This is a genomic window from Bradyrhizobium manausense, from assembly GCF_018130615.1.
Lineage (GTDB): Bacteria > Pseudomonadota > Alphaproteobacteria > Rhizobiales > Xanthobacteraceae > Bradyrhizobium > Bradyrhizobium manausense_A.
The window spans coordinates 338,818-363,611 of record NZ_JAFCKB010000006.1 but is presented as its reverse complement, the minus strand read 5'-3'; the positions used below and the strand labels follow the sequence as shown (position 1 = coordinate 363,611).

The 24,794-nt window shown below is 63.5% G+C and carries 20 protein-coding genes; 11 read left to right on the top strand and 9 right to left on the bottom strand.

What is annotated here, in order from left to right:
* The first annotated feature begins 184 nt into the window (after positions 1–184).
* The 5 genes from gntR (at position 185) to JQ587_RS14915 (ending at position 5,283) form a co-directional block, all read left to right on the top strand.
* Positions 185–1,279 carry an HTH-type transcriptional regulator GntR gene (gene gntR / locus JQ587_RS14935; RefSeq protein ID WP_212299245.1) on the top strand — a complete coding sequence of 365 codons (1,095 nt, stop codon included), beginning with the start codon at positions 185–187 and terminating at the stop codon, positions 1,277–1,279.
* A gap of 127 nt (positions 1,280–1,406) precedes the next feature.
* A complete protein-coding gene (locus tag JQ587_RS14930; RefSeq protein WP_212299244.1) occupies positions 1,407–3,236 on the top strand; it encodes an IlvD/Edd family dehydratase in 1,830 nt (609 codons plus the stop codon).
* Positions 3,237–3,387: 151 nt separating this feature from the next.
* Positions 3,388–4,119 carry an SDR family oxidoreductase gene (locus JQ587_RS14925; RefSeq protein WP_212425765.1) on the top strand — a complete coding sequence of 244 codons (732 nt, stop codon included), beginning with the start codon at positions 3,388–3,390 and terminating at the stop codon, positions 4,117–4,119.
* Between the two features lie 17 nt (positions 4,120–4,136).
* Entirely contained in the window at positions 4,137–4,883 is a 747-nt protein-coding gene (locus JQ587_RS14920; RefSeq protein WP_212425764.1) for an SDR family NAD(P)-dependent oxidoreductase, read from the top strand.
* Positions 4,884–4,890: 7 nt separating this feature from the next.
* On the top strand, positions 4,891–5,283 hold the full coding sequence (locus tag JQ587_RS14915; RefSeq protein WP_212425763.1) for a GFA family protein: 393 nt from the start codon (positions 4,891–4,893) through the stop codon (positions 5,281–5,283).
* Between the two features lie 2 nt (positions 5,284–5,285).
* On the opposite strand, the gene JQ587_RS14910 is transcribed toward JQ587_RS14915, so the two are convergent.
* A complete protein-coding gene (locus JQ587_RS14910; RefSeq protein WP_212425762.1) occupies positions 5,286–6,197 on the bottom strand; it encodes a DMT family transporter in 912 nt (303 codons plus the stop codon).
* A 91-nt stretch (positions 6,198–6,288) separates the two neighbouring features.
* On the opposite strand from JQ587_RS14910, the gene JQ587_RS14905 reads away from it, so the two are divergent.
* From JQ587_RS14905 to JQ587_RS14895, 3 genes are all read left to right on the top strand, one after another.
* On the top strand, positions 6,289–7,155 hold the full coding sequence (locus tag JQ587_RS14905) for a LysR family transcriptional regulator (protein ID WP_212425761.1): 867 nt from the start codon (positions 6,289–6,291) through the stop codon (positions 7,153–7,155).
* A 73-nt stretch (positions 7,156–7,228) separates the two neighbouring features.
* Positions 7,229–7,909 carry a site-2 protease family protein gene (locus tag JQ587_RS14900; protein WP_212299811.1) on the top strand — a complete coding sequence of 227 codons (681 nt, stop codon included), beginning with the start codon at positions 7,229–7,231 and terminating at the stop codon, positions 7,907–7,909.
* 74 nt (positions 7,910–7,983) lie between these two features.
* The gene (locus JQ587_RS14895; RefSeq protein WP_212299810.1) at positions 7,984–8,406 is read left to right on the top strand and encodes a hypothetical protein; all 423 of its coding nucleotides are present in this window, start codon (positions 7,984–7,986) and stop codon (positions 8,404–8,406) included.
* Between the two features lie 7 nt (positions 8,407–8,413).
* On the opposite strand, the gene JQ587_RS14890 is transcribed toward JQ587_RS14895, so the two are convergent.
* From JQ587_RS14890 to JQ587_RS14860, 7 genes are all read right to left on the bottom strand, one after another.
* Positions 8,414–9,205, bottom strand: a complete 792-nt coding sequence (locus tag JQ587_RS14890) for an energy transducer TonB (RefSeq protein WP_212299238.1) — start codon at positions 9,203–9,205, stop codon at positions 8,414–8,416.
* 10 nt (positions 9,206–9,215) lie between these two features.
* Positions 9,216–9,677, bottom strand: a complete 462-nt coding sequence (gene exbD / locus JQ587_RS14885) for a TonB system transport protein ExbD (protein ID WP_212299237.1) — start codon at positions 9,675–9,677, stop codon at positions 9,216–9,218.
* Between the two features lie 3 nt (positions 9,678–9,680).
* Positions 9,681–10,682: a tonB-system energizer ExbB gene (exbB, locus tag JQ587_RS14880; protein ID WP_212425760.1), complete on the bottom strand. Its 1,002-nt coding sequence runs from the start codon at positions 10,680–10,682 to the stop codon at positions 9,681–9,683.
* Positions 10,679–11,368, bottom strand: a complete 690-nt coding sequence (locus JQ587_RS14875; protein WP_212425759.1) for a Fe2+-dependent dioxygenase — start codon at positions 11,366–11,368, stop codon at positions 10,679–10,681. The genes exbB and JQ587_RS14875 overlap by 4 nt, the downstream gene beginning before the upstream one ends.
* Before the next feature lie 20 nt (positions 11,369–11,388).
* Positions 11,389–13,950, bottom strand: a complete 2,562-nt coding sequence (locus JQ587_RS14870; RefSeq protein WP_212425758.1) for a TonB-dependent receptor — start codon at positions 13,948–13,950, stop codon at positions 11,389–11,391.
* Between the two features lie 292 nt (positions 13,951–14,242).
* Positions 14,243–16,660: a TonB-dependent receptor gene (locus JQ587_RS14865; RefSeq protein WP_212425757.1), complete on the bottom strand. Its 2,418-nt coding sequence runs from the start codon at positions 16,658–16,660 to the stop codon at positions 14,243–14,245.
* Positions 16,661–16,892: 232 nt separating this feature from the next.
* A complete protein-coding gene (locus tag JQ587_RS14860) occupies positions 16,893–17,132 on the bottom strand; it encodes a hypothetical protein (protein WP_212299232.1) in 240 nt (79 codons plus the stop codon).
* Positions 17,133–17,522: 390 nt separating this feature from the next.
* Here JQ587_RS14860 and JQ587_RS14855 point away from each other — a divergent pair, with 390 nt between their 5' ends.
* The 3 genes from JQ587_RS14855 to JQ587_RS14845 all read left to right on the top strand — a co-directional run bounded on the left by JQ587_RS14855 (position 17,523) and on the right by JQ587_RS14845 (position 22,465).
* Complete coding sequence (locus tag JQ587_RS14855) at positions 17,523–18,698, top strand: efflux RND transporter periplasmic adaptor subunit (protein WP_212299231.1); 1,176 nt, start codon at positions 17,523–17,525, stop codon at positions 18,696–18,698.
* Positions 18,695–21,832 carry a multidrug efflux RND transporter permease subunit gene (locus JQ587_RS14850; RefSeq protein ID WP_212299230.1) on the top strand — a complete coding sequence of 1,046 codons (3,138 nt, stop codon included), beginning with the start codon at positions 18,695–18,697 and terminating at the stop codon, positions 21,830–21,832. The genes JQ587_RS14855 and JQ587_RS14850 overlap by 4 nt, the downstream gene beginning before the upstream one ends.
* 63 nt (positions 21,833–21,895) lie before the next feature.
* Entirely contained in the window at positions 21,896–22,465 is a 570-nt protein-coding gene (locus tag JQ587_RS14845) for an invasion associated locus B family protein (RefSeq protein WP_212425756.1), read from the top strand.
* Positions 22,466–22,490: 25 nt separating this feature from the next.
* On the opposite strand, the gene JQ587_RS14840 is transcribed toward JQ587_RS14845, so the two are convergent.
* Positions 22,491–24,779 carry an arylsulfatase gene (locus JQ587_RS14840; RefSeq protein ID WP_212425755.1) on the bottom strand — a complete coding sequence of 763 codons (2,289 nt, stop codon included), beginning with the start codon at positions 24,777–24,779 and terminating at the stop codon, positions 22,491–22,493.
* Between the last annotated feature and the right edge of the window lie 15 nt (positions 24,780–24,794).

The window sequence follows — 24,794 nt, the reverse complement described above, 5'->3', positions numbered from 1 at the left end:
GACGACGCAATTGGCGCGCCGCCACCGTCTTGTTTTTTCTGAACTTCGCCGACCCGAAGCCCCTCTTAACAGGCGACATTGTCGGCAGTTTGTGCGGGTTTGGCAATTTGTCTTTGGTTAGTCGTTGCTGGTAGCGCTGTCAACGATCCTTTGTTTGCGGGAGCGGCTGTGTTAAGAGCAACAAATGGGTCGAAAGCGCACCAAGTCTGGCAAGATTCGGCTGGCCGAAGTCGCCGAGCTCGCCGGCGTGAGCCCGATTACGGCATCCCGCTTCTTCCGCAATCCGGAGGCGCTGTCGGTTGCCAAGCGGACGCGGGTCGAAAGCGCGGCCCGGGAGCTCGGCTATGTGCCTAACCTTGCGGCACGCGCACTTGCCTCGCAGCGCACCGAGGTGATCGGCGTCTTGATTCCGTCACTGACCAACAACGTGTTCTCCGACGTGCTGCGCGGCATCTACGACGCCTCCGAAGGCAGCCGCTACTCGATCCAATTGTCCAACACGCGCTACAGTATTCTCCAGGAGGAGAAGCTGCTGCGCCTGTTTCTGGCGCAGAAGCCGGCGGGACTGATCGTCACCGGCATCGACCAGACCACGGAATCGCGCGCGATGCTGGAGGCGGCCGACTGCCCGATCGTCCAGATCATGGAGATCGGGCCGAGCCCGATCGACATGATGATCGGCTTTTCTCATTATGATGCAGCCCGCGCAGCGATTGCGCACCTGTTCGATCAGGGCCGCCGCAGGATCGGCTTCGTCGGCGCACGCATGGACCCGCGCGTGCAGCGACGGCTCGACGGCTATGTCGCGGCCATGAAGGATGCCGGCCTGTTCGACCAAAGATTGACCGTGACGACGGCGACACCGACGTCTGTGACGCTCGGCGGCGCGCTGTTCGCCGATCTGCTCGCCCGCGAGCCCGACATCGACGCGGTGTTCTGCGCCAACGACGACCTCGCGCTCGGCGTTCTCTTCGAGTGCCGGCGCCGGGAGATCGCGGTCCCCGAGCAGATCGCGATCGTCGGCTTCAACGATCTCGAATTCATGGCCTCCTCGGTGCCGACGCTGACGAGCGTGCGGACGAACCGCTACGAGATGGGCAGCACGGCCGCCGCGATGCTGATCGAGGCGATCGAAGGCAAGCGTCCGGAACAGCCCGTGCTCGATCTCGGCTTCACCGTGATCGAGCGGCAGAGTTCGCAGATGCAGCGGCCGGCAGGTCCCCGCCCGCCGGAATGGTCGGCAGCCGTACAAAATGATAGCGTTACCAACGACCCATGAGTAGTATCGCAATTGTGAGGAAACGTTCGCCAGCAGGCGGGCCGTCGTTACATGCTCGCGCTGCCGGGCAGCGCACCGATCGACATCCGCAAAGTCGGCCCGTGCGTTTGCATTGAAGGAGAATCCAATGACAAAAAAGCCAACCAATGGGCACGCGCCCGCCGGCAACGGCACCCGCCGCCACCTTCGTTCGCAGGAATGGTTCAACAACCCGCACAATCCGGGCATGACCGCACTTTATCTGGAGCGCTTCCTCAACTACGGACTGACGCGCGAGGAGCTGCAGGCCGGCAAGCCGATCATCGGAATCGCGCAGACCGGCAACGACCTCTCCCCCTGCAACCGCCACCACCTCGAGCTCGCGCATCGTGTCCGCGAAGGCATCCGTGAGGCCGGCGGCATTGCGATGGAATTCCCGACCCATCCGATCCAGGAGACCGGCAAGCGCCCGACCGCGGCGCTCGACCGCAACCTCGCCTATCTCGGCCTCGTCGAGGTGCTCTACGGCTACCCGCTCGACGGCGTAGTGCTGACGACCGGCTGCGACAAGACCACGCCGGCCTGCATGATGGCGGCGGCGACCGTGAACCTGCCCGCGATCGTGCTGTCGGGTGGGCCGATGCTGAACGGCTGGCACCAGGGCCAGCGCACCGGCTCGGGGACCATCGTCTGGAAGGCCCGCGAGCAGCTCGCCGCCGGCGAGATCGACTATGAAGGCTTCATCAACTTGGTGGCGTCCTCGACGCCCTCGGTCGGACACTGCAACACCATGGGCACCGCCTCGACCATGAACTCGCTTGCGGAAGCGCTCGGCTTCTCGCTGCCGGGCTGCGCGGCGATTCCCGCCCCACACCGCGAGCGCGGCCAGATCGCCTACGAGACCGGCAAGCGTATCGTCGAGATGGTCTGGGAGGATCTCAAACCCTCCGACATCCTGACCCGAGAGGCGTTCGAGAACTGCATCGTGGTCAATTCCGCGATCGGCGGCTCGACCAATGCACCGATCCACATCAATGCGCTGGCGCGCCATGTCGGGGTCGAGCTGTCGATCGACGACTGGCAGAAATACGGCCACGACGTTCCGCTGATGGTCAATCTTCAGCCCGCCGGCTTCTATCTCGGCGAGGAATTCCACCGCGCCGGTGGCGTGCCGACCGTGGTCGGCGAGCTGATGAAGCACAAGCGCATCCATGAAAACGTCCTGACCGTGAACGGCCGCACCATCGGCGAGAACTGCAAGGGCGCGCCCAAGCCGGACGCCGACGTGATCTGGACTTACGACAAGCCGATGGTGAAGGACGCCGGCTTCATCGTGCTGCGCGGCAATCTGTTCGATTCCGCGATCATGAAGACCAGTGTGATCTCCAAGGAATTCCGCGACCGCTACCTGAGCAACCCCAAGGACCTCAACGCCTTCGAGGGCCGTGCCATCGTGTTCGAGGGGCCGGAGGATTACCACGAGCGGATCGAGGATCCCGCGCTCGGCATCGACGAGCACTGCGTGCTGTTCATCCGCGGTGCAGGCCCGATCGGCTACCCCGGCGGCGCCGAGGTCGTGAACATGCAGCCGCCGGCGGCCCTGATCAAGCGCGGCATCCTCGCCCTGCCCTGCATCGGCGACGGCCGTCAGTCCGGCACCTCGGGCTCGCCGTCGATCCTCAATGCCTCGCCGGAAGCTGCCGCCAATGGCGGACTTGCGATCCTCAGGACCGGCGACAAGGTGCGCATTGACCTCGACAAGGGCAGCGCCAACATCCTGATCTCCGACGAAGAGCTGAAGAAGCGCCACACCGAACTCAAGGCCGCCGGCGGCTTCAAGCATCCGCCGAACCAGACGCCGTGGCAGGAGATCTATCGCAACACCGTCGGCCAGCAATCGACCGGCGCCTGCATGGAGCTCGCCACGCGCTACCAGAACGTCGCTTCCACGTTCGGCGTGCCGCGGGATAATCACTAGCAGCTTCTGTCATTCCGGGGCGCGACGCAGTCGCGAGCTCCGATGCGCAATTGCGCATCGGAGAATCCACAACCACTATCGGGAGTAAGGATTCCGGGCTCGCGCCAAGAGGCGCGCCCCGGAATGACCAGCTCAAAGGGAGAACAAGAACATGGCAGACCGCCTCAAGGGCAAGCGCGCCGTCATCACGGCTGCGGCCGCTGGCATCGGGCGCGCATCCGCGCTCGCATTCGCGCGTGAAGGCGCAACCGTCATTGCGACCGACATCAACGAGGCCGGCATCGCCGGCCTGACCAAGGAGGGCATCGCCGAGGTCGCAAAACTCGACGTCCGCAACACCGCCGACGTCAACGCTTTTGCCAAGCGTGTCGGTAAGATCGACATCCTGCTCAATGCAGCCGGCTTCGTGCACCACGGCACCATCCTGGAATGCTCGGAAGAGGATTTTGACTTCTCGTTCGACCTCAACGTCAAGTCGATGCACCGGACCATCAGGGCGTTTCTGCCCGAGATGCTCGCGGGCGGCGGCGGCAGCATCGTCAACATCTCGTCCTGCGCGGCGCTGCGGCCGCCGGCAAACCGTTACGTCTACAGCTCGTCGAAGGCGGCGGTGTCGCTGCTGACGCGCGCGGTCGCGCTCGACTTCATCACCAAAGGTATCCGCTGCAACTCGATCTGCCCTGGCACCGTCGAGACGCCCTCGATGCTCGACCGCGCCGCCGCGCAGGGGCCGCAGGGCAAGGAGATGTTCATCTCACGCCAGAAGATGGGCCGGCTTGGCACCGCCGACGAAATCGCCAACATGGCGGTCTATCTCGGCAGCGACGAGAGCGCGTTCACCACCGGCGTCGATCTCGTCGTCGACGGCGGCTACATGCTCTGACGCCAGAGGCCGCCAGTATGAACAAGATTGATCTCAATGGCCGCGTCGCCGTTGTCACCGGCGGCGCGCAGGGCTTTGGCCGCGCCATTACCGAGCGCTTCGTCGCCTCCGGCGCCAAGGTCGCGATCTGGGATTTCGATGCCGCGCTGGCTGAGGAGACGGCCAAAGAGATCGGTGACAGCGTCCGCGCCGTCAAGGTCGATGTCACCGACACCGCCGGCGTCGAGCAGGCGCGCGATGCGACCTTGGCCGCCTTCGGCAAGGTCGACATCCTCGTCAACAATGCCGGCATTGCCGGCATCAACAAGCCGGTCTGGGATACCGACCTCGAGGAATGGCGCAAGGTGCTGCGCATCAACCTCGACGGCCCCTTCATCGTCTGCAAGGCGATCGTGCCCGTGATGCTCAAGCAGAAATACGGACGCATCGTCAACATCGCCTCTATCGCCGGCAAGGAAGGCAATCCGAACGCCTCGCACTATTCGGCCTCCAAGGCCGGTCTGATCGCGCTGACGAAGTCGCTCGGCAAGGAGCTCGCCGCGCATGACATCCTGGTCAATGCGGTGACGCCCGCGGCGGCGAAGACCGCGATCTTCGACCAGATGACGCAGCAGCATATCGATTTCATGCTGTCGAAGATCCCCAAGGCACGCTTCGTGCTGGTGGAAGAGCTCGCCGCGATGGTGGCGTGGCTTGCATCCGAAGACTGCGCCTTCTCCACCGGAGCCGTTTTCGACATCTCCGGCGGACGCGCAACCTACTGAGGCAGCCATGATCCGGGAAGGTGGATGCCTGTGCGGCGCGGTGCGGTTCAAGGCGGAGGGCGAGCCGCTGAACGTACGCATCTGTCATTGCCGCATTTGCCAGAAGGCGATGGGCTCGCCCTACTTCGCCCGCGCCCAGTTCGACCAGAAAGCGCTGACCATCACGGGCGAAACCGGCCGCTATGCATCTTCGGAGAATATCGACCGCGTGTTCTGCAAGATCTGCGGCACGCGGCTGTTCGCGTGGCGCCGCAACGGCACGCTAGCGGGCGTTGCGCTCGCGACCTTCGACGACCGCAACGCTTTTACGCCGACCGAGCACATCTGGGTCTCGGAAAAGCTCGCCTGGGTGACGCTCGACGACGGCCTGAAGCAATATCAGACGACCATCCCGGCGTGAGATCACGGCCGGCTTGAAACCGGGATGCTGGCGGCCTGAACGCGCTGGCCTGCCGTCGTGGCCAGCCAGATCCCGGCAAACACCGCGACGATGCCGGCCGCGAGATTCCAGCGCAGCGGCTCGTGCAACAGCCACGCGCCGACCAGCGATGCCGTGATTGGATTGACCGTGACCGAGATCGCCACGCGCGTTGGCGTCGTCCGCTCCAGTGCGAAGGCCCATAGATAAAAAGTCAGCGCCGCGCCGAATGCGCCCAGATAGAACGCGGCCAGCCATTGCGGCGTGCAAAAGCCTGCGACGGGGGCAAGGCTGCCGCGGGCACATGAGAGCAGGATGAGGCAGGCAGCGCCCGCCCCCATGCTCATGGTGGTAAAGGCGATCGGGCTGGAGCGCCGGATCAACGGCTTGGACCAGATGCCGTACAGAGCCATGCACAACGCAGCCGCCATCATCAGCAGATCGCCGCGCCAAGCCCCTGACGGCGCCGAGCCAAGGTCGGTGAGCAGCGCGACGGCCACGCCGAGCGTTGCCACCACGACACCGATCGATTTGCGCCAGGTCAGCGCTTCGCTGCCGAGTCCGGCGCCAATCACCAACGTCAACAGCGGCAGCGTGGACAGCGCGAGCGCTCCGCGCGCGGCCGTCGTGAAGATGAGCGATGCGTTGAACAAGATCGGAAACAGCGCGAAGAACAGGATGCCGAGCCCGATTGCGGCAGCCCAGTCACCGCGCTCCGGCCAGCGGTCGCCACGCAGCAGTGTCAGCGGCAACAGCAGGAGAAACCCGATGCCGAACCGGAACGAGCCGATCGCCAGCGGATCGATGCTCGTCACGAGATAGCGCGTGGCACCGATCGAGGCGCCGCCCAGCGCGCTCGACAGCACCGCGGCCAGAACGCCGAAAATCTCGCCCACGATCCCTCCTGTCCAACGCCTGGACGAACAGCATACGGGCCGTGCCGAAACTGGGAATGGAATTTCCATCATGCTGGGATAACGTTCGGTGATGACCACCCCCGATCTCGATCCTGATCTGCTCAAGGCCTTTCTCGCCGTCGCCGAGCATCGCTCGTTCACGCGTGCAGCCAATCAGTTGAACCGGACCCAGTCGGCGGTGAGCGTGCAGGTCAGGCGTCTGGAGCAACGGCTCGGCACAAAATTGTTTCAGCGCAATCGGGACGGTGTCGTGCCGACCGCCACGGGCGATGAGCTGCGCGCCTTTGCGCAGCGAATCCTTGCCCTCCAGGCGGAAGCGGTCGGCGCGCTGCGCGCCCGCAAGCCGGAGGCCGTCATCCGCCTCGGCGTGATGGACGACTACGGCACGATCGTCATTCCGCCGCTGCTGGCGAGCTTCGCCAAAGATCACCCGGCGGTTCGGGTCGAGATCGAGACTGGACTGACCGCAACCATGCCGGCCCGGCTCGGCGAGGCTTATGACCTCGTCATTGCCATGCACCCGCAAGGACACGGCGACGGCGAACTGCTCCGGCAAGAGCAGGCCGTCTGGGCCGCGGCCAGATCCTATACAGCCGAACCGCAGGATACCCTGCCCGTCGCGCTTTATCCGCCGGGGTGCCTGTTTCGACAATGGGCCGCAGACGCCCTCGATGCCGCGCGCCGGCCCTGGCGCCTCGCTTTCGTCAGCCGGACGCTTGCTGCGGTGGAGGCGATCGCGGCGCAGGGGTTCGCAATCACGGTCGTCAAAGCCGGCACCTTGCCTGCCCGGCTCCGCATCCTGTCGGAGTGTGACGGCCTCCCGCCGCTGCCCGGAGCGGACATCCGCCTCCACCGTACGCGCAATCTGTCGCGTCCGGCGGCACTGCTTGCCGATCATCTGCAGCGTGGCATTTCGGAACAGGCCACCCTATGTTGACCTGAAGCGTTGCTGCACCGCCGGATTGGCCAGGTCGTCTGCAAGGCGACGGCAAAATCGGAACAGACGCGACGTGAACATTTCCTATTATGACCTCTCGGTCTGGGTGCTGCCGCTGGTGCTCGCCATCACTTTCCACGAGGCCGCGCACGCGTTCGTCGCGCACCGTCTCGGCGACAACACCGCCTGGCAGCTCGGGCGCGTCAGCTTCAACCCGCTCCGTCACATCGACCCGTTCGGTACGTTGATCCTGCCGGCAATGCTGCTGTTTGCGCATTCGCCGTTCCTGTTCGGCTACGCCAAACCGGTGCCGGTGAATTTTCGCAACCTTAACAATCCGAAGCTGGACATGGTCTGGGTCGCCCTAGCCGGTCCCATCACCAATATCCTGCTGGCGCTCGTGGCCGGCCTCGCCGTCCACGCGCTGCCGTGGACACCCGCCAATTCGGCGCAATGGATCGCCGACAATCTCAGAAATGCGCTGCTGATCAACGCCGTGCTGGCCGTCTTCAACATGATGCCGATTCCGCCGCTCGACGGCGGGCGGGTCGCGGTCGGGCTGCTGCCGCGGCCGCTCGCCCTGCCGCTGTCACGGCTCGAGCCGTTCGGCATGCTGATCCTGATCGCTCTCCTGATCCTGCTGCCGCTGGCTGGTTCCCAGTTCGGTCTAAATCTTGATGTTATTTCAGCAATACTGCGAACGTTGACCGGTTATGTGATTCAAGCTGTTCTCTTCGCTACCGGCAATGCGTAGTTGAAGCCGTTTAAGATCCTGCACTTTAAGACAAAGCCGAAGGGCTAGAGGCCAACTTGGTCAAAGCTGCCGATATGCTGATCGCGCGACGTGCCGACACCCGTGCCCGCGCCGATTTCGCCACCTGGAAGATGATGGCCAAGCTGAATGGGTTGTCGGCCCTGCCACCGGACGCACAGGGCTTCCTCGACGGTTACAGGAAGCTGCTGGAGCGGATGAGCGAAGCCGAGGCGACCGAGGTCGCCATCGCCGAGGTCTACAAATCCTACTATCTGGAAATGGGTGGTGCCGGGAACCCGCCCGACGTCCGCAGCCGGCCGGCCGAACCCGTGACGGACAATGTTACCGCTTTCCGCCGCCCGGCGCCCAAGCCGAAAAAGGCCGCCATGTTCGGGGCGACGATGTTTGGTGGAACCGAGAAGCGCCCCCTCCCGGTGGCGCTGATCTTCGCCTGCCTGGTCGTGGTCTACGTCTCTATCAAATTCTACTGGCGCTGACGGCGGGCTATTTCGACGGCTTCTTGAAGTTCACCGGCAGGCTGAAGGCGAACTGATCGTCCGTGAGTTCAGCCGGTGGGACCGGCACGGGATCCGAACGGCGCACCATGGATATGGCCTCGCTGTCGAAGGCGGGATCGCCTGAGGATTGCGCCACGTCGACGGAAACGACGTTCCCGCGGCGATTCAAGACCAGGCTGAGCTTGACCGTCGTCGTCTTGCTCCTGTCCTTGGGGTAGCGCTTGTGCAACTCGAAATAAGCGCTGATCCGCTTGCCCCATTCGGCCGTCAGCTTGCGAAGGTCCTTGCCAATACCCTGGTGGGGCGCGGCCGCCTTCTCGTCCTCGCGCGCGTTCTCATCGAGCGCCTGCCTTGCCGATTCCTGGGCATTCGGCATCTCCTCGACCGCCTGGGTTTCGACCTTGGCCACCTTCGTGGTGTCCTCGACCGGCTTCTTGGAGTCGTTCTCGGTGACGAGGCGGTCCGGGTCTTCGGCTTCCTGAGGGATTTCCTTCGGCAGGTCGGTCTCTTTCACCTCGGCCTGCTGCTGCATCTGCTGCGGCTGGTACTGCGAGGCTTCGCTGTCCGGTCCGGGCGGTAGATCCGTCTCGGGGAGCTTTGGCGAGGTCATTTCGACGGCGTATTCCGCGCCGTTGGCGCCGAGGCCGTCCTCACCGTCATCGGTCCGGAGGTTGGCGAGCGCCAGCGCCGCCCCGCCGAGATGCAGGCCAATCGCCGCGACGGCGGCCAGGATCCACAACGGCCGCGAGGATTTTGCGTCGATTACAGGGTCGGACATCACGCCGCCATCAGGGTTGAACTGCCCCTTGCGCCGGCCCAGCCGCCGCAGGAGGTGCTTCGAGCGCCACCAGCTTGATCCGAGAATAGCCGCCCGCCCGCAGGATTTCCATGACGCCCATCAACTCGCCGTAAGGCACGGCCTTGTCGGCGCGCAGGAACACGTATTTGTCCTTGCTCATGTCGGCGATGGCGTCGAGCGAGCTGACCAGGTCGGTTCGCTTCACCGCGTTTTCGCCGATCGCGAGCGTCAGGTCCGGCTTGATGCTGACATAGGTCGGCTTGTCCGGTTTCTTCTGCGGCATCGCGCTCGACGTCGGCAGGTCGATCGGCAGATCGACCGTCGACAGTGGAGCTGCGACCATGAAGATGATCAGCAGCACCAGGATGACGTCGATGAACGGCGTGACGTTGATGTCATGCGTTTCCGAGAAATCGTCGTCGTCATCGTTGTCTGTGAGCGAAACGGCCATGGCTTACTCCGCCGCGCGCGAATGCGCACCGCCATGGCTGCGGTCGAGATCGCGCGACAACAGCCGGGCCGCAGCCCCCGAGGCGCGGCTGACGAGCTCGAGATAGCCCTTCGTGACGCGCGAGAAGTGATTGTAGATGATGACGGCCGGGATCGCGGCGACGAGGCCGATCGCGGTCGCAAGCAGCGCCTCGGCGATGCCGGGGGCAACCACTGCAAGGTTCGTGGTCTGCGACTTCGAGATGCCGATGAAGCTGTTCATGATGCCCCAGACGGTGCCGAACAGGCCGACGAACGGCGATGTCGAGCCGATGGTCGCAAGCACCCCCATGCCGATACGGATACGGCGCTGCTCCGCGCGCACGATCTCCAAAAAGCTCGAGGCGGCACGCTCCTTGATGCCGGCATCGCTGGACAGGCCGGCCGACATCCGCGCCTCACGCAGCGCGGCCGCCAGGAAGGACGGCAGGATGCCCTCCTTGGTGCCGAGCGCCATCTGCGCTTCGGCAAGCGAGCGAACCTCGGCGATCTTCTTCAGCGCCGAACGAAGCTTGGCGGAAGCGACCGACAGCTCAATCGACTTCGCGATGAAGACCGTCCAGGTCACGAGCGAGGCAAAGGCGAGCCCGATCATCACCGCCTTCACGATGATGTCCGCCGACATGAACATCACCCAAGGTGACAATTCCTTCATGGCGGGTGCGATGCCGGCCTTCGGCGCCTCGGATGCAGGAGCCACGACGGCATCAGTCGAGGACGCGCCCGGCATCGGCGCGACAGGCGCAGCCGCCGCGGGGGCCGCCGTCGATGGCGCCGGCGCAGCAGTCGCATTCGGCTGTGCCGCGACGGCGGGGGCCGGCTGAGCCGCCACCGGTGCCGGCGCTGCAACGGGCCGTGCCGGCGCGGCCGGCTGCGTTTGTGTCTGGGCAGAAACAGGAACTGCGAGCCAGGTGACCGTGAGCAGCACGGCTGCGGCGAGGCTCGCTTGGAAAGATGTGATCTTCATACTTCGGCCCAGGTGCGAATGAGGTTGTGATAGATACCCGTCAATTTGACCGTTTCGGGATCGTCACGCCCGAGCCGTGCCACCAGCGCCTGAATGGCGGTGTCGAGGTCAAAGATCATGCTGCGAGCTTGATCGTCCCGTATCATGCTCTGAAGCCAGAAGAAAGACGCAACCCGCGCCCCCCGGGTTACCGGCGTGACCAGGTGCAGGCTGGTCGAGGGATAGAGCACGCAGTCCCCGGCTGGCAACTTGACTTCGTGCGAGCCGTAGGTGTCCTCGATCACAAGTTCGCCACCGTCGTAATCCTCGGGCTCGCTGAGGAATAGCGTGACCGAAAGATCGGTGCGGATGCGAAGGCCGGTCAGGCGGTCACCGCGGATCGCGTTGTCGACATGCAGGCCGAAGTGATGGCCGCTGCTCGCCGCATAGCGGTTGAACAGCGGCGGAAAGATCTGGAGCGGGATCGCGGCTGCCAGAAATCGCGGGTTCGCCGTCAGCGCCGAGATGATCCGGTTGCCGAGCTTGCGCGCGACCTCGCTGTCCGGCGGCAACTGCTCGTTGCGCTTGACCATCGCTGACTGCGCGCCCGCGGTGGAACGGCCGTCTTCCCATTCGGCGGCGTCCATGATGCGGCGGAACTCCGCCACATCGTCCTTGCTCAGGACGCCTTCTATGCATGTCAGCATGGCACCTCGTCATGTCTCCATCAGTAGTGCGCCGAGATCACCAGATAGGCGGCGCGGCCCGGTGCTTCCAACACGAAGGGCGCAGCGCTCTGGTACAATGCGTCGTAGTAGCGCTTGTCGAAGATGTTGTTGACCTGGAGCTTGAGCTGCCAGTTCTTGTTGACCTTCGCTTCCGCGAACGCATCAAATCGCCAATAGCCCGGGATCGACGTGCCCTGGTTGGCCGCGAGCAAAGTGCCGCCGAAAATTTGCGAGCGATACACCGCCTGCCCGCCCAGTTCCCAGATATCGTTGACTTGGTACTTCGAGAGCAAGCTGAACGACTGATGCGCGATGTTGGCGAGCGGCCGCCCGACATTCGTCGGATAAAGCGCAATATTAGGCGACGGCGCCAGCGACTTGGTCACCTCCGACTGCATCAAGACGAGGCCGCCGGACAGGCTCCATTTGTCGGTAATATTGCCGCCCACGCCGAGATCGATACCGCGAATCCGGTAGGCTGCACCAGCCGTGATGCAAGACACGTTGCCGGTCATTCCAACGGGATAGCTGCATCCCGCCGGGATGTTCGCTGGCGAAGTCGTGTTGCTGATGTTCTGTGCTTCGCGCGCGTTTTCCTTCTCGGTCTGGAACAGCGCCGCCGTCACCAGCAAATGACGGTCGAACAGCTCCCACTTCGTGCCGAGTTCGATCGCCTTGTTCTTCTCCGGACCGAAGATCTGGGTGTTGCCGCCAGCTAGAGTGGGATTGACGCCGCCGTAGGCCGTGCTGGTGCCATCGAACTCGGCGCCGACAGGATTCGAAGACGTGGCATAGGCCACGTAGACGCTGCCGTTCGGCAAGGGCTTCAACGTGAGCCCGAGATTGAAGCTCGGGATTAGGAATTCCGCCGACTGCTGACCAAAGGCACCAGTCGTCGAGTAACCCGACGTCTTGAGACTGTAGTCGTCATAGCGAAAACCACCATTGAGGATCAGCAGATCGCGATAGTTGGCGGAATCGACAATGTATCCGCTCGTGGTGTCGATGCCGATCTTGGTCGGCCTGCCCGTGAGGCCCGCGGGGATCGGAAACGGATTGTCCGTCGCCTGCGGAAAAAAGACGTTGACCCCGGTCGTCGATCCGGTGCCGGAAAAAGGCGTTGTCCCGGTTGTGATCTCGGAGCCAAGCCCAGTGTAACTATCGATCGACGATCGCTCTTTGTCGTACTCGATGCCTGCGAGCAATGTGTGCCTAAAGCCGGCAACGTCGTTGAACTTGTACGTCGCCTCGGTTTGGTTGGCGAACACGTCGGTGGCCTGATAGCGGCTCTGCGGGTTTGCACTCACCGTGTAAGCCGTGAACGGCGCTCCCGGAGCGAGCGTCGGCGCCTCCGGCAGCGTACCGATGTAGTTCTGCGTCGAATGCGACTCCCGAATCTTGTTGCTCAGCATCAGGTCCGGCGTGATCTGGACCTCGGCGTTGATCGTGCCGATGTCCTGGCCGGTTCTGTAGAAGTCGCGATTGACGAAGCCATAGAAATTGTTGCGGTTAACGCCAAAGTCCGGGAACGGACCGCCTGAGGTCGACGACGTGCTCGGCCGATAGTACGGCACGCCAAAATCCGGGATACCGGTCAATTCAGTGTGGATGTAGTTGCTCGTAACTTTGATCGAGTCGGTCGGCTTCCAGGTGGTCGCCAAGAACGCACCATCGCGATTGTCGATAACCCGGTCCCGGCCCGCGACATTGGCATCCTGGAACAGGCCGACAGCGCGAATCGCGAATGTGGGATCGACGACTTGGTTGACGTCCAACGTCACACGCTTGGTCATGTCGGTGCCAAACGTGGTTTCCATGTTGTAGAAGCTCTTCTCCGTCGCCGCCTGCTTGGTGACGATGTTGATCGCGCCACCCGCCGTGCCGCGGCCCGCGAACGACGACGCGGGGCCGCGCAGAATCTCGACCTGCTCGGTGAAGAAGTTCTCACGAACGCTAACGCCAGCGTCCCGCATGCCGTCGATGAAAATGTCGTTGCGCGCGTCGAAGCCGCGAATGAAGAAACGGTCGCCGAACGCATTGCCGCCCTCGCCGGTGCCGAGCGTGACGCCCGCGGTGCTCAGTATCGCCTGCTTCAGCGACGTGGCGCCCTTGTCTTCCAGCAGCTCCTTCGACAGCACCGTCACCGATCGCGGCGTATCGACCAGCTTCTCCGGGAATTTTCCGGAGGCCTGCATGTGGTCGACCTTGTACGGCGCGGCCGGGTCGGCGTAGGGATTGCGGTCGGGAGCACCAGGGCTCGGATTGGCGACCGGCGCCGTTACAGCCTGTTGACGCTGCGCAGCACGGCGTAGCGCGTTGCGGGCGCGGACCTGATCGGGCGTCGGCTTCGCGGCGGTGGAGCGCGGCCGCTCCTTCGGCGCGTCGACGTTCACGGGCGGCAAAGTTGTTTGTTGGGCCTGAGCTCCGCTCGAGACGGAGGCAACCGCAATCAGACTCGCGACGGCCGACACGGCCTTGCCGGTCGCCGCGTCGAAATTGCTGCCCGACGCCTGCCGTGCTGCGGTCGAACGCAACGACCGCGGAGCCCTCACCATACTCATCCTACGCCCCATTCCGTTTCTGCAATGCGTCGCATTGTGACAATGCGACGCATTGGTCGTATCGAGCGGTGCAATGAGGGTCAACGCAGTCACGGCAACAGAAACTTTGAATCGATCCAGATCAAAACGATTCTAAATTCGAGTTTGAAACGGTTCTAAACTCGAGTTTGTAAGCGTTCTAAACTGGAGACGATATTTGGCCTTGCGATGCAGGCTGTCCGCGCATCGTGAGCGGTTGTCGAGACAGTGGGATACCTGCCGTGGCAGGCATCCCCGATTTGGACCGGCGCAATTAGAACTTGGCTGTCGTGATCAGATAGAACGCCCGCCCGGGTGCGACCGCGACGAACGGCACGGCACTACGATAGAGCGTGTCGTAATAGAGCTTGTTGGTGAGGTTCTGCGCGTAGAGCTTCATGGTCCAGTTCTTGTCGATCTTCTTCTCGACGAAGGCGTCGAAGCGCCAGTAGCTCGGCAGCTCGTTGCCGGTGTTGGCCGCGAACGTGCCGCCATAGACCTTGGAGCGATACACCGCCTGCCCGCCGACTTCCCAATCGCCGTCCAACTTGTACTTGGTCAACATGCTGAACGATTGGTGCGCGACGTTGGCGAGCTGCAGACCGAGGTTCGAAGCAATATTGCTCTGAGTGACCTTTGACTGCATCAGCACGATGCCGCCGAAGACGCTCCAGCGATCGGTGATCTGGCCTTCGGCCTCGATGTCGATGCCCTGGATACGGTAGGCCGCGTTCGAGGTGAGCTTGCCCGTGGCATCGTTCTCGCGGGCGTTGTCCTTGGTGGTCTGGAACAGCGCCGCGCTGACGAGCAGGTGACGATCCGCGAGCTCCCATTTGGTGCCGAGTTCGGCCGCCTTGTTGCGCTCAGGCCCGAGCAGAACCGCCGTATTGGGCGGAACGCCGCCGTAGTCGGTTCCGGTCGCGTCGAGCTCCGACCCGAACGGATTGGCCGAGGTCGCATAGGCTACATACACACTGCCGATCGACATCGGCTTATAGACCGCGCCGACATTGTAATTGACGAGATCGGCGTTCATTTTCAGGGCCGGCGGCGCGTTGACCGACGCGCTCATGTTGTAGCCGTCGTAGCGCACGCCACCATTCAGGATGACGGTGTCCTGCCAATTCGCAGTATCCATGACGTAGACGCTGCTGGTGTTGACGCCGTAGCGCGTCGGGTTACCCACCAGTGACGGGGAGCTGAAACCATTGAGAAAAGTGTACTGAGGGGAATAGAGATTGACCCCCGAGATGGCCCCTGTGCTCGTGAACGGGGATCCCGCCAACTCCGACGAGAGACCTGCGTAACGGTCGATGGAAATGTCCTCGTTGGTGTATTCGACGCCGAACACCGCGGTGTGCTTCACCCCGCCGGTGTCCAGCTTGAATGTGGCCTCGTTCTGGTTGGCCCACACGTCCACCTGCTGGTAGCGGCTCTGCGCGCTCGCCGTCGTGGTCCAGAGCAGCGGGTTGATGTTGGTCGTCACCGGGCTCTGCGGCAGCGTGCCGATATAGTTGAGCAGCGAGTGCTCGCCGCGCACCTTGCTGCTCAGCGTGATGGCCTCGTTGACCTTGTATTCCGCCGTAGCCGTGCCGAAATCCTGCCGCGCGGTCTGGAAGTCGCGGTTGAGGAAGCCGTACCAAGTCCCGCGCGGAATGCCGGCCGACGTCACCGGCACATTGCCCTGCTTGTAATAGGGCACGCCGAAATCCGGCAGGCCACTGAGATCGGTGTGGACATAGTTCGTCGTGATCTTGATATCGTTGGTCGGGGTGTACTTGGTCGACAGGAACGTGCCCCAGCGATCGTCGGTCACGTAGTTGCGGCCGGCGACATTGGCATCCTGGAACAGGCCGCCGGTGCGCACCGAGAAGGTCGGATCCACGACCTGGTTGACGTCGATCGTGACGCGCTTGGTTCTGTCGGTGCCGAACTTGGTGTCCATCCGCTGGAAGTTGACGTCGCCTGCCTGCTTGGTGACGATATTGATGGCACCACCAGCCGTACCGCGTCCGGCATAGGACGATGCCGGCCCGCGCAGGATCTCGATCTGCTCGGTGAAGAAGTTCTCACGGATGGAGACGGCGGGATCGCGGATGCCGTCGATGAAGACGTCGTTGCGCGCATCGAAACCGCGAATGAAGAAGCGGTCGCCGAAGGCGTTGCCGCCCTCGCCCGACCCCAGCGTCACGCCGGCGGTCGAGCGCCCGATCTCCTTCAGCGTCGTCGCGTTCTTGTCTTCCAGCACTTCCTTGCTGAGCACAGTGATGGTCTTCGGCGTGTTCAGCATCGGCTCGGGAAACTTGCCAGAGGCCTGGACGTGGTCGACCTTGTAGGGCGCGGCCGGATCAGCATAGGGATTGCGATCGACGGCACCGGCCGGGGCCGGCGCAACGGCGGCGGCCTGCTGCTGCGCCTGCTGACGCTGCGCTGCGCGGCGCAGCGCGTTACGCGCGCGGATCTGCTCCGGCGTCGGCTTCGAGGCCGATGGACGCGGGCGCTCGACCGGCGCGTCGACATTCACCGGCGGAAGGCTCGACTGCTGCGCCTGCGCGCCGCTCGACACCGACGCCACCGCGATCAGACCGGCAACGACCGACACCGCCTTGCCGGAATTGCCGTCGAGCTTCTCGTCAAAAGAATTCCTTGCCGCAATCGCACGCAACGATCGCGGAGCCACTGCCAACCCCATTCCAACACACCCCATTCCAGATTCGCCGAACGCAACATGCGCGACGAACGATGAAGCGGTGCTATCGACCACAAAAAATCAGGTCAATGCGAGGAGGCCCGCAAGCTCACTTGAATTCATCTAGATCAAAACGATTCTAATATTTCGAATTTGAAAATGCCGAAATGTCGCGCGACACATTGATGCAGCCGGACACAACGACTCTTGTCTTCGCGCGTCGTTTGCGCAGGCGTCAGTCGCTGCTCGGCGGCTTCATCAGCGAGAACAATTCGTCGACGGTGCGCTGCGCCGTCGCGCGAACACGATCGGTGTTGTCCATGCCGGCGATGTTGATGCCGTTGACGACGGCTTTGATCTCGTCGCGGAAGTCGGTGAGAAAGCGCAAGGGATCGCGCTGCTCATTAGCGACGCGCGCGATCAGCCCCGTGATCAAAATCTGACACGCGATCAGCTTGCCGTTCAGCTCGTCCATTCAGCACTCCCATTGTGGCGGCGCTGATATGGACGACGCTGATTTTGCTGACAACCGAAACGCCGCCCGGTCAGTTTAGAACCGTTCTCGCAAAGGCCCCCGGCTCGCCTCGCGGCACCGCGCCGCTCTCGCCTCGCGCGGCCTCATCCACGCCGTCCGCGAGCATTGTCTATCTCTTGCACGCTCCTCGTACGGAATAGGAAAATGCAGCACTGCACACCGCAGCGTCACCCGTTTGCCTACGGGGTGCAAAGCTTTCCAATTGTTTAGGATTCTCAACTGATAGTGCTGTTTACACTGGAACTTGGCGTGTATTATACAAGCCGTACTGGAACCCTTTGATAGCCCCACAATTCGTTGTTTTGGGCATACAAGCCGATACGCTCCCATATGAAAAAGTCACGGCCGATCCTGTGGATTGTGATCATCGCAGCTGTGGCCGGTGGCGGCTATTATGGCTGGCAGCGCTTCTCGGCGTCTGAGGCGGGGAAAGCTCAGACGGCGCAGAAGGGCGCGCCGCGGGTTGCCGCCGTGCCCGTCAGCATCTCGCCGGTCCAAAAGGCCGACTTCCCGGTCTATCTCACCGGCCTCGGCACCGTGCAGGGCTTCAACACCGTACAAGTCCGGACCCGGGTGGACGGCCAGATCGACAAGATCGCCTTCACCGAAGGCCAAATGGTCAAACAGGGCGATCTCCTGGTCGAGGTCGACCCGCGCCCGTTCCAGGCCGCCCTCGATCAGGCCAAGGCCAAGAAGGCGCAGGACGAGGCTAATCTCGCCAACGCCAATCTCGATCTTCAGCGCTACACCAAGCTCGGTGAATTCGCGACGCGGCAGCAGACCGACACGCAACGCTCCACGGTTGCCCAGCTCACCGCCCAGATCGCCGCCGACGAAGCCGCGATCGCCAACGCCCAGACCCAGCTCGACTACACCCAGGTCAAGTCGCCGATCACCGGTGTCGCCGGCCTGCGTCAGGTCGACATCGGCAACATCGTCAACGCTTCGACCCAGACCGGCATCGTCAGCATCGCGCAGGTCGAGCCGATCACGGTGATCTTCACCGCGCCGGAAGACCAGCTGCCTTATATCAGCGAGGGCCAGAAGTCGGGTGAGCTCAAGGTGATCGCATTCACCACCGACGGCAAGAAGACGCTGGCCGAAGGCAAGCTCGCGGTGATCAACAATCAGGTCGATACGACCAGCGGGACTATTCGGCTCAAGGCGGTGTTCGACAACAAGGAACACACGCTGTGGCCGGGACAATCGGTGTCGACACGCCTTCTGGTGCGGACTTTGAAGGATGCGACCATCGTCCCCGATGACGCGGTCCAGCATTCGACCAACGGCCTCTACGCCTATACCGTCAGCCCGGACAACAAGGCCGAAGTTCACAAGATCAAGGTCAGTTATTCCATCGACGGACGTTCGGTCGTCGATGAAGGAGTAAACCCCGGTCAGCAAGTCATCACTGGCGGTCAGTACAAGGTGCAGCCCGGCAGTCTCGTCTCGACGACTGTCGCGAGTTCGGATCCGGTCCAGAAAAACAAGGTTCAGCAAGAATGACCGAAGGCGGGATTTCGGCACCTTTCATCCGTTATCCCATCGGCACATCGCTGCTGATGGCCGGCATTCTCTTCGTCGGTCTCGTCGCCTATCCCCTCCTGCCGGTCGCGCCGCTGCCGCAGGTGGACTTCCCGACCATCCAGATCACGGCCAATCTGCCCGGCGGCAGCCCGGAAACGATGGCCTCGTCGGTCGCGCAACCGCTGGAGCGCCAATTCGCCCAGATTCCCGGCATCGCGCAGATGACTTCGACGAGCTATCTGGGCACGGCCTCGATCACAATCCAGTTCGATCTCAACCGCAGCATCGACGGTGCCGCCAACGACGTGCAGGGCGCGATCAACGCCGCCAGCGGCCAGTTGCCCAAGAACCTGCCCTCTCCCCCGACCTACCGCAAGGTCAACCCCGCAGACGCGCCGATCCTGCTTTTGTCGGCGACCTCGGAAACGCTGCCCCTGACCAGCGTCAGCGACGCGGTCGACGCCCAGCTCGCCCAGCAGATCAGCCAGCTCTCGGGCGTGGCGCAGGTCTTCATCGGCGGTCAGCAGAAGCCTTCCGTCCGCGTCCAGGTCGACCCGGGCAAGCTCGTCGCCAAGGGCTTGTCGTTGGAAGACGTCCGCAGCGCGATCGGCATCACCACCGTCGATAGCCCCAAGGGCAACATCGACGGCGACAGACGCGCCTACACGATCTACGCCAACGACCAGCTCACCCAGTCCAAGGACTGGAACGACGTCATCATCGCCTATCGCAACGGCGGCCCCTTGCGGATCAAGGACATCGGCCAGGCGGTCACCGGTCCTGAGGATGCCAAGCAGGCGGCTTGGGCCAACGGCAAGCGCGGCGTGTTCCTGGTCGTGTTCAAGCAGCCGGGCGCCAACGTCATCGAAACCGTCGACCGGATCAAGGCGACCCTGCCCCGGCTGGTGGCTGCGATCCCGCCCGCGATCAAGATCCAGGTGATCAGCGACCGCACCACGACCATCCGCGCCGCGGTCGAGGACGTGCAGTTCACGCTGCTCCTGACCATCGCCCTCGTGGTCATGGTGATCTTCGTCTTCCTGCGCAGCTTCTGGGCGACCGTGATTCCCACCGTCACGGTTCCACTGGCACTGCTGGGTGCCTGCGCGCTGATGTGGGTGTTCGGCTATTCGCTCGACAATCTCTCGCTGATGGCGCTCACGATCGCGGTCGGCTTCGTCGTCGACGATGCCATCGTGATGCTCGAGAACATCACGCGCTATATCGAGGAAGGCGAGAAGCCGCTCGCTGCCGCCTTCAGGGGGTCAAAGGAAATCGGCTTCACCATCGTGTCCATCAGTATCTCGCTGGTCGCGGTGCTCATCCCGCTGCTGCTGATGGGCGGCATTATCGGACGCCTGTTCCGCGAGTTCGCGGTCGTTCTTGCCATGACGATCTTCGTCTCGATGTTCGTGTCGCTGACCTTGACGCCGATGATGGCCTCGCGCTTCCTGCGCGCTCATGGCGAGGTCACCCACGGCAAGTTCTACCAGTGGAGCGAGAGCGCCTTTGATGCGATGCTGCGCGGCTACGAATATGTGCTCGACCACGCGCTGAGCTGGAAACGCACGACGCTCTTCATCTTCTTCGCGACACTCGCGCTGTCGATCTATCTCTTCGTCCTGATCCCGAAGGGCTTCTTCCCGCAGCAGGACGTCGGCCTGATCACGGCAACGTCGGAAGCCTCGCAGGATATTTCCTTCAAGGAAATGGTCAGGCGTCAGGAGCAACTCGGCAAGATCATCCTGGCCGATCCTGACGTTGCCAGCGTTGCCATGTCGATCGGCGGCAGCGGCCGCGCCGGCAACAACGGCAACCTTTTCATCACGCTGAAGCCTCGCGACCAGCGCGAGGCCTCGGCCCAGCAGATCATCGGACGGCTCCGTCCGCAGTTCGACAAGGTCGAGGGCGCCCGCCTCTACATGCAGGCGGCGCAGGATGTCCGGCTCGGCGGCCGCCCGACGCGCACGCAGTTCGAGTTCACCCTGCAGGACGCCGATCTCGGCGAGCTCAACGAATGGGCGCCCAAGATTCTCGCCAAGATGCAGACGCTGCCGGAGCTGCGCGACGTCGCGACCGACCAGCAGACCCAGGGCACCACGGTCCAGCTCAAGATCAACCGTGACACCGCCTCGCGCTATGGCATCCAGCCGCAGCTGATCGACGACACGCTCTATGATGCGTTCGGCCAGCGCCAGGTTGCCCAGTATTTCACCCAGCTCAACAGCTATCACGTGATCCTGGAAATCCTGCCGGAGATGCAGGGCAACCTGGATTCGCTGAACAAGCTGTATCTGAAATCGCCCCTGACCGGCGACCAGGTGCCGCTGTCGACCTTTGCGACCTGGACCACCGATCCGGTCCGCCCGCTCTCGATCAGTCACCAGGGCCAATTCCCGGCGATCACGATCAGCTTCAACCTCGCTCAAGGCGTGGCGCTCGGCCAGGCCACCCAATCCGTTCAGAAGGCGATGGCTGATCTCGGCGCGCCGGCGACGCTGAACTCGAGCTTCCAGGGCACCGCGCAAGCGTTCCAGCAGTCGCTCGGCACCGTGCCGCTGCTGATCCTCGCGGCGCTGGTCGTGGTCTATCTGATCCTCGGCATCCTCTATGAGAGCTACATCCACCCGATCACGATTTTGTCGACCCTGCCCTCGGCCGGCGTCGGCGCATTGCTGATCCTGATGGCGGCCGGCTTCGACTTCAGCCTCATTGCCTTGATTGGAATTATTCTGCTGATCGGCATCGTGAAGAAGAACGGCATCATGATGGTCGACTTCGCCATCGCCGCCGAACGCGACGGAAAGACGCCAGAGGAATCGATCCGCCAGGCCGCGCTGCTGCGCTTCCGACCGATCATGATGACAACGATGGCAGCGCTGCTCGGCGGCGTGCCGCTGATGCTCGGCCACGGCACCGGCGCGGAAATCCGCCAGCCGCTGGGTTACGCCATGGTGGGCGGCCTGATCGTCAGCCAGGCGCTGACGCTGTTCACCACGCCTGTGGTCTATCTCTATCTCGACAAGTTCTCGAACCTGTTCTCGGGCCGTTCGGCCGACGACGAAGGACACGAGGCGTCGCAGCACGGCACCGTCAAGGAAGCCGCCGAGTAAGCTTGCGCCGCGGCTTCCGCGACGCTACAGCGAGGCCCCGGTTCACGCCAACGCGGTCTCGCCATGCCCATGCAATCCAGACTTGCCGCTCTCGCCGCCGTTGCCCTATTGTCGACGGGCACCGCGTATGCCCAGCAGGGCGCCAAGAAGAACGCAGCGCCGCCTGCCCCGGCCGCACAGCCCTCGCCCGCGCCCGCGCAGCCACAGGCCGAAGGCGCCCCGGCGCAGCCCGGCTGGATTGCGCGTTGCACCAGCGCCAGCCGCGATGCCCCGCTCGAATGCGCGATCGAGCAGAACGCCGTCCTGACCAAGACCGGCCAGACCATCGTGCTGATCAATATCCGCATCGCCCCCGACACCCGCACGCCGGTCGCGTTGCTCCAACTGCCGCTCGGCCTCAATCTGCCGGTTGGCGCAAAACTCCAGGTCGACGAGGGCAAGACGGTCGATCTCCAGATCCAGACCTGCGAGAACCGCGGCTGCTACGCCTCGACGCCGATTGCGCCGGACCTGCTTGCGAGCCTGAAGTCGGGCAAGCAGCTGAAGGTCTCCTTCCAGAACATGGCCAAGGAGACGATCGCGATCCCGATGCCGCTGAATGATTTCGCGGCGGCCTACGACAAGATCAAGTAGCGGCGGACATCGGTCGCTCGCTCCGTTACTGCCGCGCCATCTGTGCATTGCCGACGGCTTCGCCGTCGAGTGACTGATCGTCATGCATGGTGACGGTGACACGAAGCAGTCGCCCGTCGAATTCAAACGGCGCTTCGTAGTGCGACACCGGACTGCCGCGATCGCGGCCGATGTCGAGGCCGGACCATGAGATCAGAGTGTGGAAGCCCAGCTGGGTCTGGAGCGAGCCTGCCGCCTCCCCGTCGATCAGCAGCGTGTAATCCGTGACGCCGGTGCGTGAGCCCTTCGCGGGCGGTTCCTTGCGCACGAGACGTTCGACATGGACGCCGAGCCGCCGCGCACCTGAGGGCACCTTGCGGTCGGAGCGCACGATCTGGTGGCTGCCGCCAATGTTGAGGTCGTGCACGAGGCGGCCATCTTTGATGTAGAGGCTGTAGCCCGACGTCGCGTCGCCATGCGAGATCAGCACGCCGCCCGCGCCCGCCTCCTCGATCTCGACATGCGCCTCGATCGTATAGCTGCGGCTGCGCACGTCGGGCGCAACATCGGTCGGCACATGGCCCATGCCGGCGTGGAAGGCGAAATGATGCCGTGCGCCGTGAAAGCGTGCCGCATTCTCGGCAAAGCGCGGCCCGAACCGGTCGTCGAGCGGCAGCACGTTGTGCTTCTCGGCCTCGCCCCACCATGCCGCGATCATCCGCGCGAGCCGCTCCGGCTCCTTGGCCGCGAGATCGTCGGTCTCGGAGAAGTCCCGGTCGAGATGGAACAGCTCCCATTTATCGTTCTCGAACGGCGTGCCCGGCGGATGATAGGCGACGGCCTTCCAGCCGCCCTGCCACAGACCGCGATGGCCGAACATCTCGAAATATTGCGGCGAGCTCTTTGAGGGTGCGGTCGCGTCCGCGATCGAGCGCGCGAAGCTTTCGCCCTCGAGCGGCATCTGCCTGCAGCCCGCGATCTCGCGCGGCGCCTCAATGCCGATCAACTCCAGCAGCGTCGGCGTGAGGTCGCAGGCGTGCACGAATTGGTGTCGCAGCTCACCCTTGGCTGCAATCTGCCTCGGCCAGTTGATGACGAAGGGATCGCGGATGCCGCCGCCATGGGTGTTCTGCTTGTAACGCCGCAGCGGCGTGTTCGATGCCATGGCCCATCCATGCGGGAAATTGCTGTGCGTGTCCGGCCCACCAATTTCGTCGATGCGGGCGAGCTTCTCTGCGATCGGCTCCGGCTTGAAATTAAATGGCCCCATCGCGTTGACGAAGCCAAGCGGGCCGCCTTCCTGGCTCGCACCATTGTCGGACATGACGATGATGACCGTGTTGTCGCGAATATCGGCCGCCTCCAGGAACGAGACGAGGCGTGCAAGATGCCGGTCGGAATGGTCGAGCATGCCGGCAAAAGCCGCCTGCAGACGGGTGAACACGCGCCGCTCGTCGGCCGAATGATCGTTCCACGCCTTCACGCCATCATTGCGCGCCGGCATCTGCGTCTCCTGCGGCACCAACCCCATCGCCTTCTGACGCGCCAGCCGCCGCTCACGCTCGACATCCCAGCCGTGCGCGAATTCGGCATCGTAGCTTCTGATGATATCGGCCGGCGCCTGGTGCGGCGCGTGACAGGCGCCCGGCGCGACCCAGGTCAGCCAGGGAATATCGGGCCGATCGGCCTGGTGATCGCCGATGAAGCGGATCGCCTGGTCGATCAGATCCTCGGTCAGATGATAACCATCGGCGCATGTGCCGGGAGGATCGATGTGCGTGTTGTCAGAGACGAGCTCGGGCGCATATTGGTCGGTCTCGGCGTCGAGGAAGCCGTAGAAGCGGTCGAAACCGCGCCCCAGCGGCCAGCCGTCGAACGGGCCGGTGGCGCCGCTCTCGGTCAGTGGCGTGACGTGCCATTTGCCGACCATGTAGTTGCGATAGCCGTGCACGCGCAGCATTTCCGCGAGTGTGCCCGCTTCACGCGCGATCTTGCCGCGATAACCGGGATAACCGGAATCGAAATTGGCGAGACACCCGACGCCGACCGAATGATGGTTGCGCCCGGTCAGCAGCGCCGCGCGCGTGGTCGAGCACATCGCGGTGGTGTGGAAACCGGAATAGCGCAGGCCCTCCGCGGCGAGCCGGTCGATCGTCGGCGTCCTGATCGCAGAGCCATAGCAGCCGAAATCGGAGAAGCCGACGTCGTCGAACAGCACGACGAGGATGTTCGGCGCGCCCGCGGGCGGCTTCACGGCCGCCGGCCACCAGGGTTTTGACTCCGCAACCGTCCTGCCGACGGTGCCGCGGAACGGCGTGCCGCTGCCTGCGCTCATGTATTGCTCCCTGTC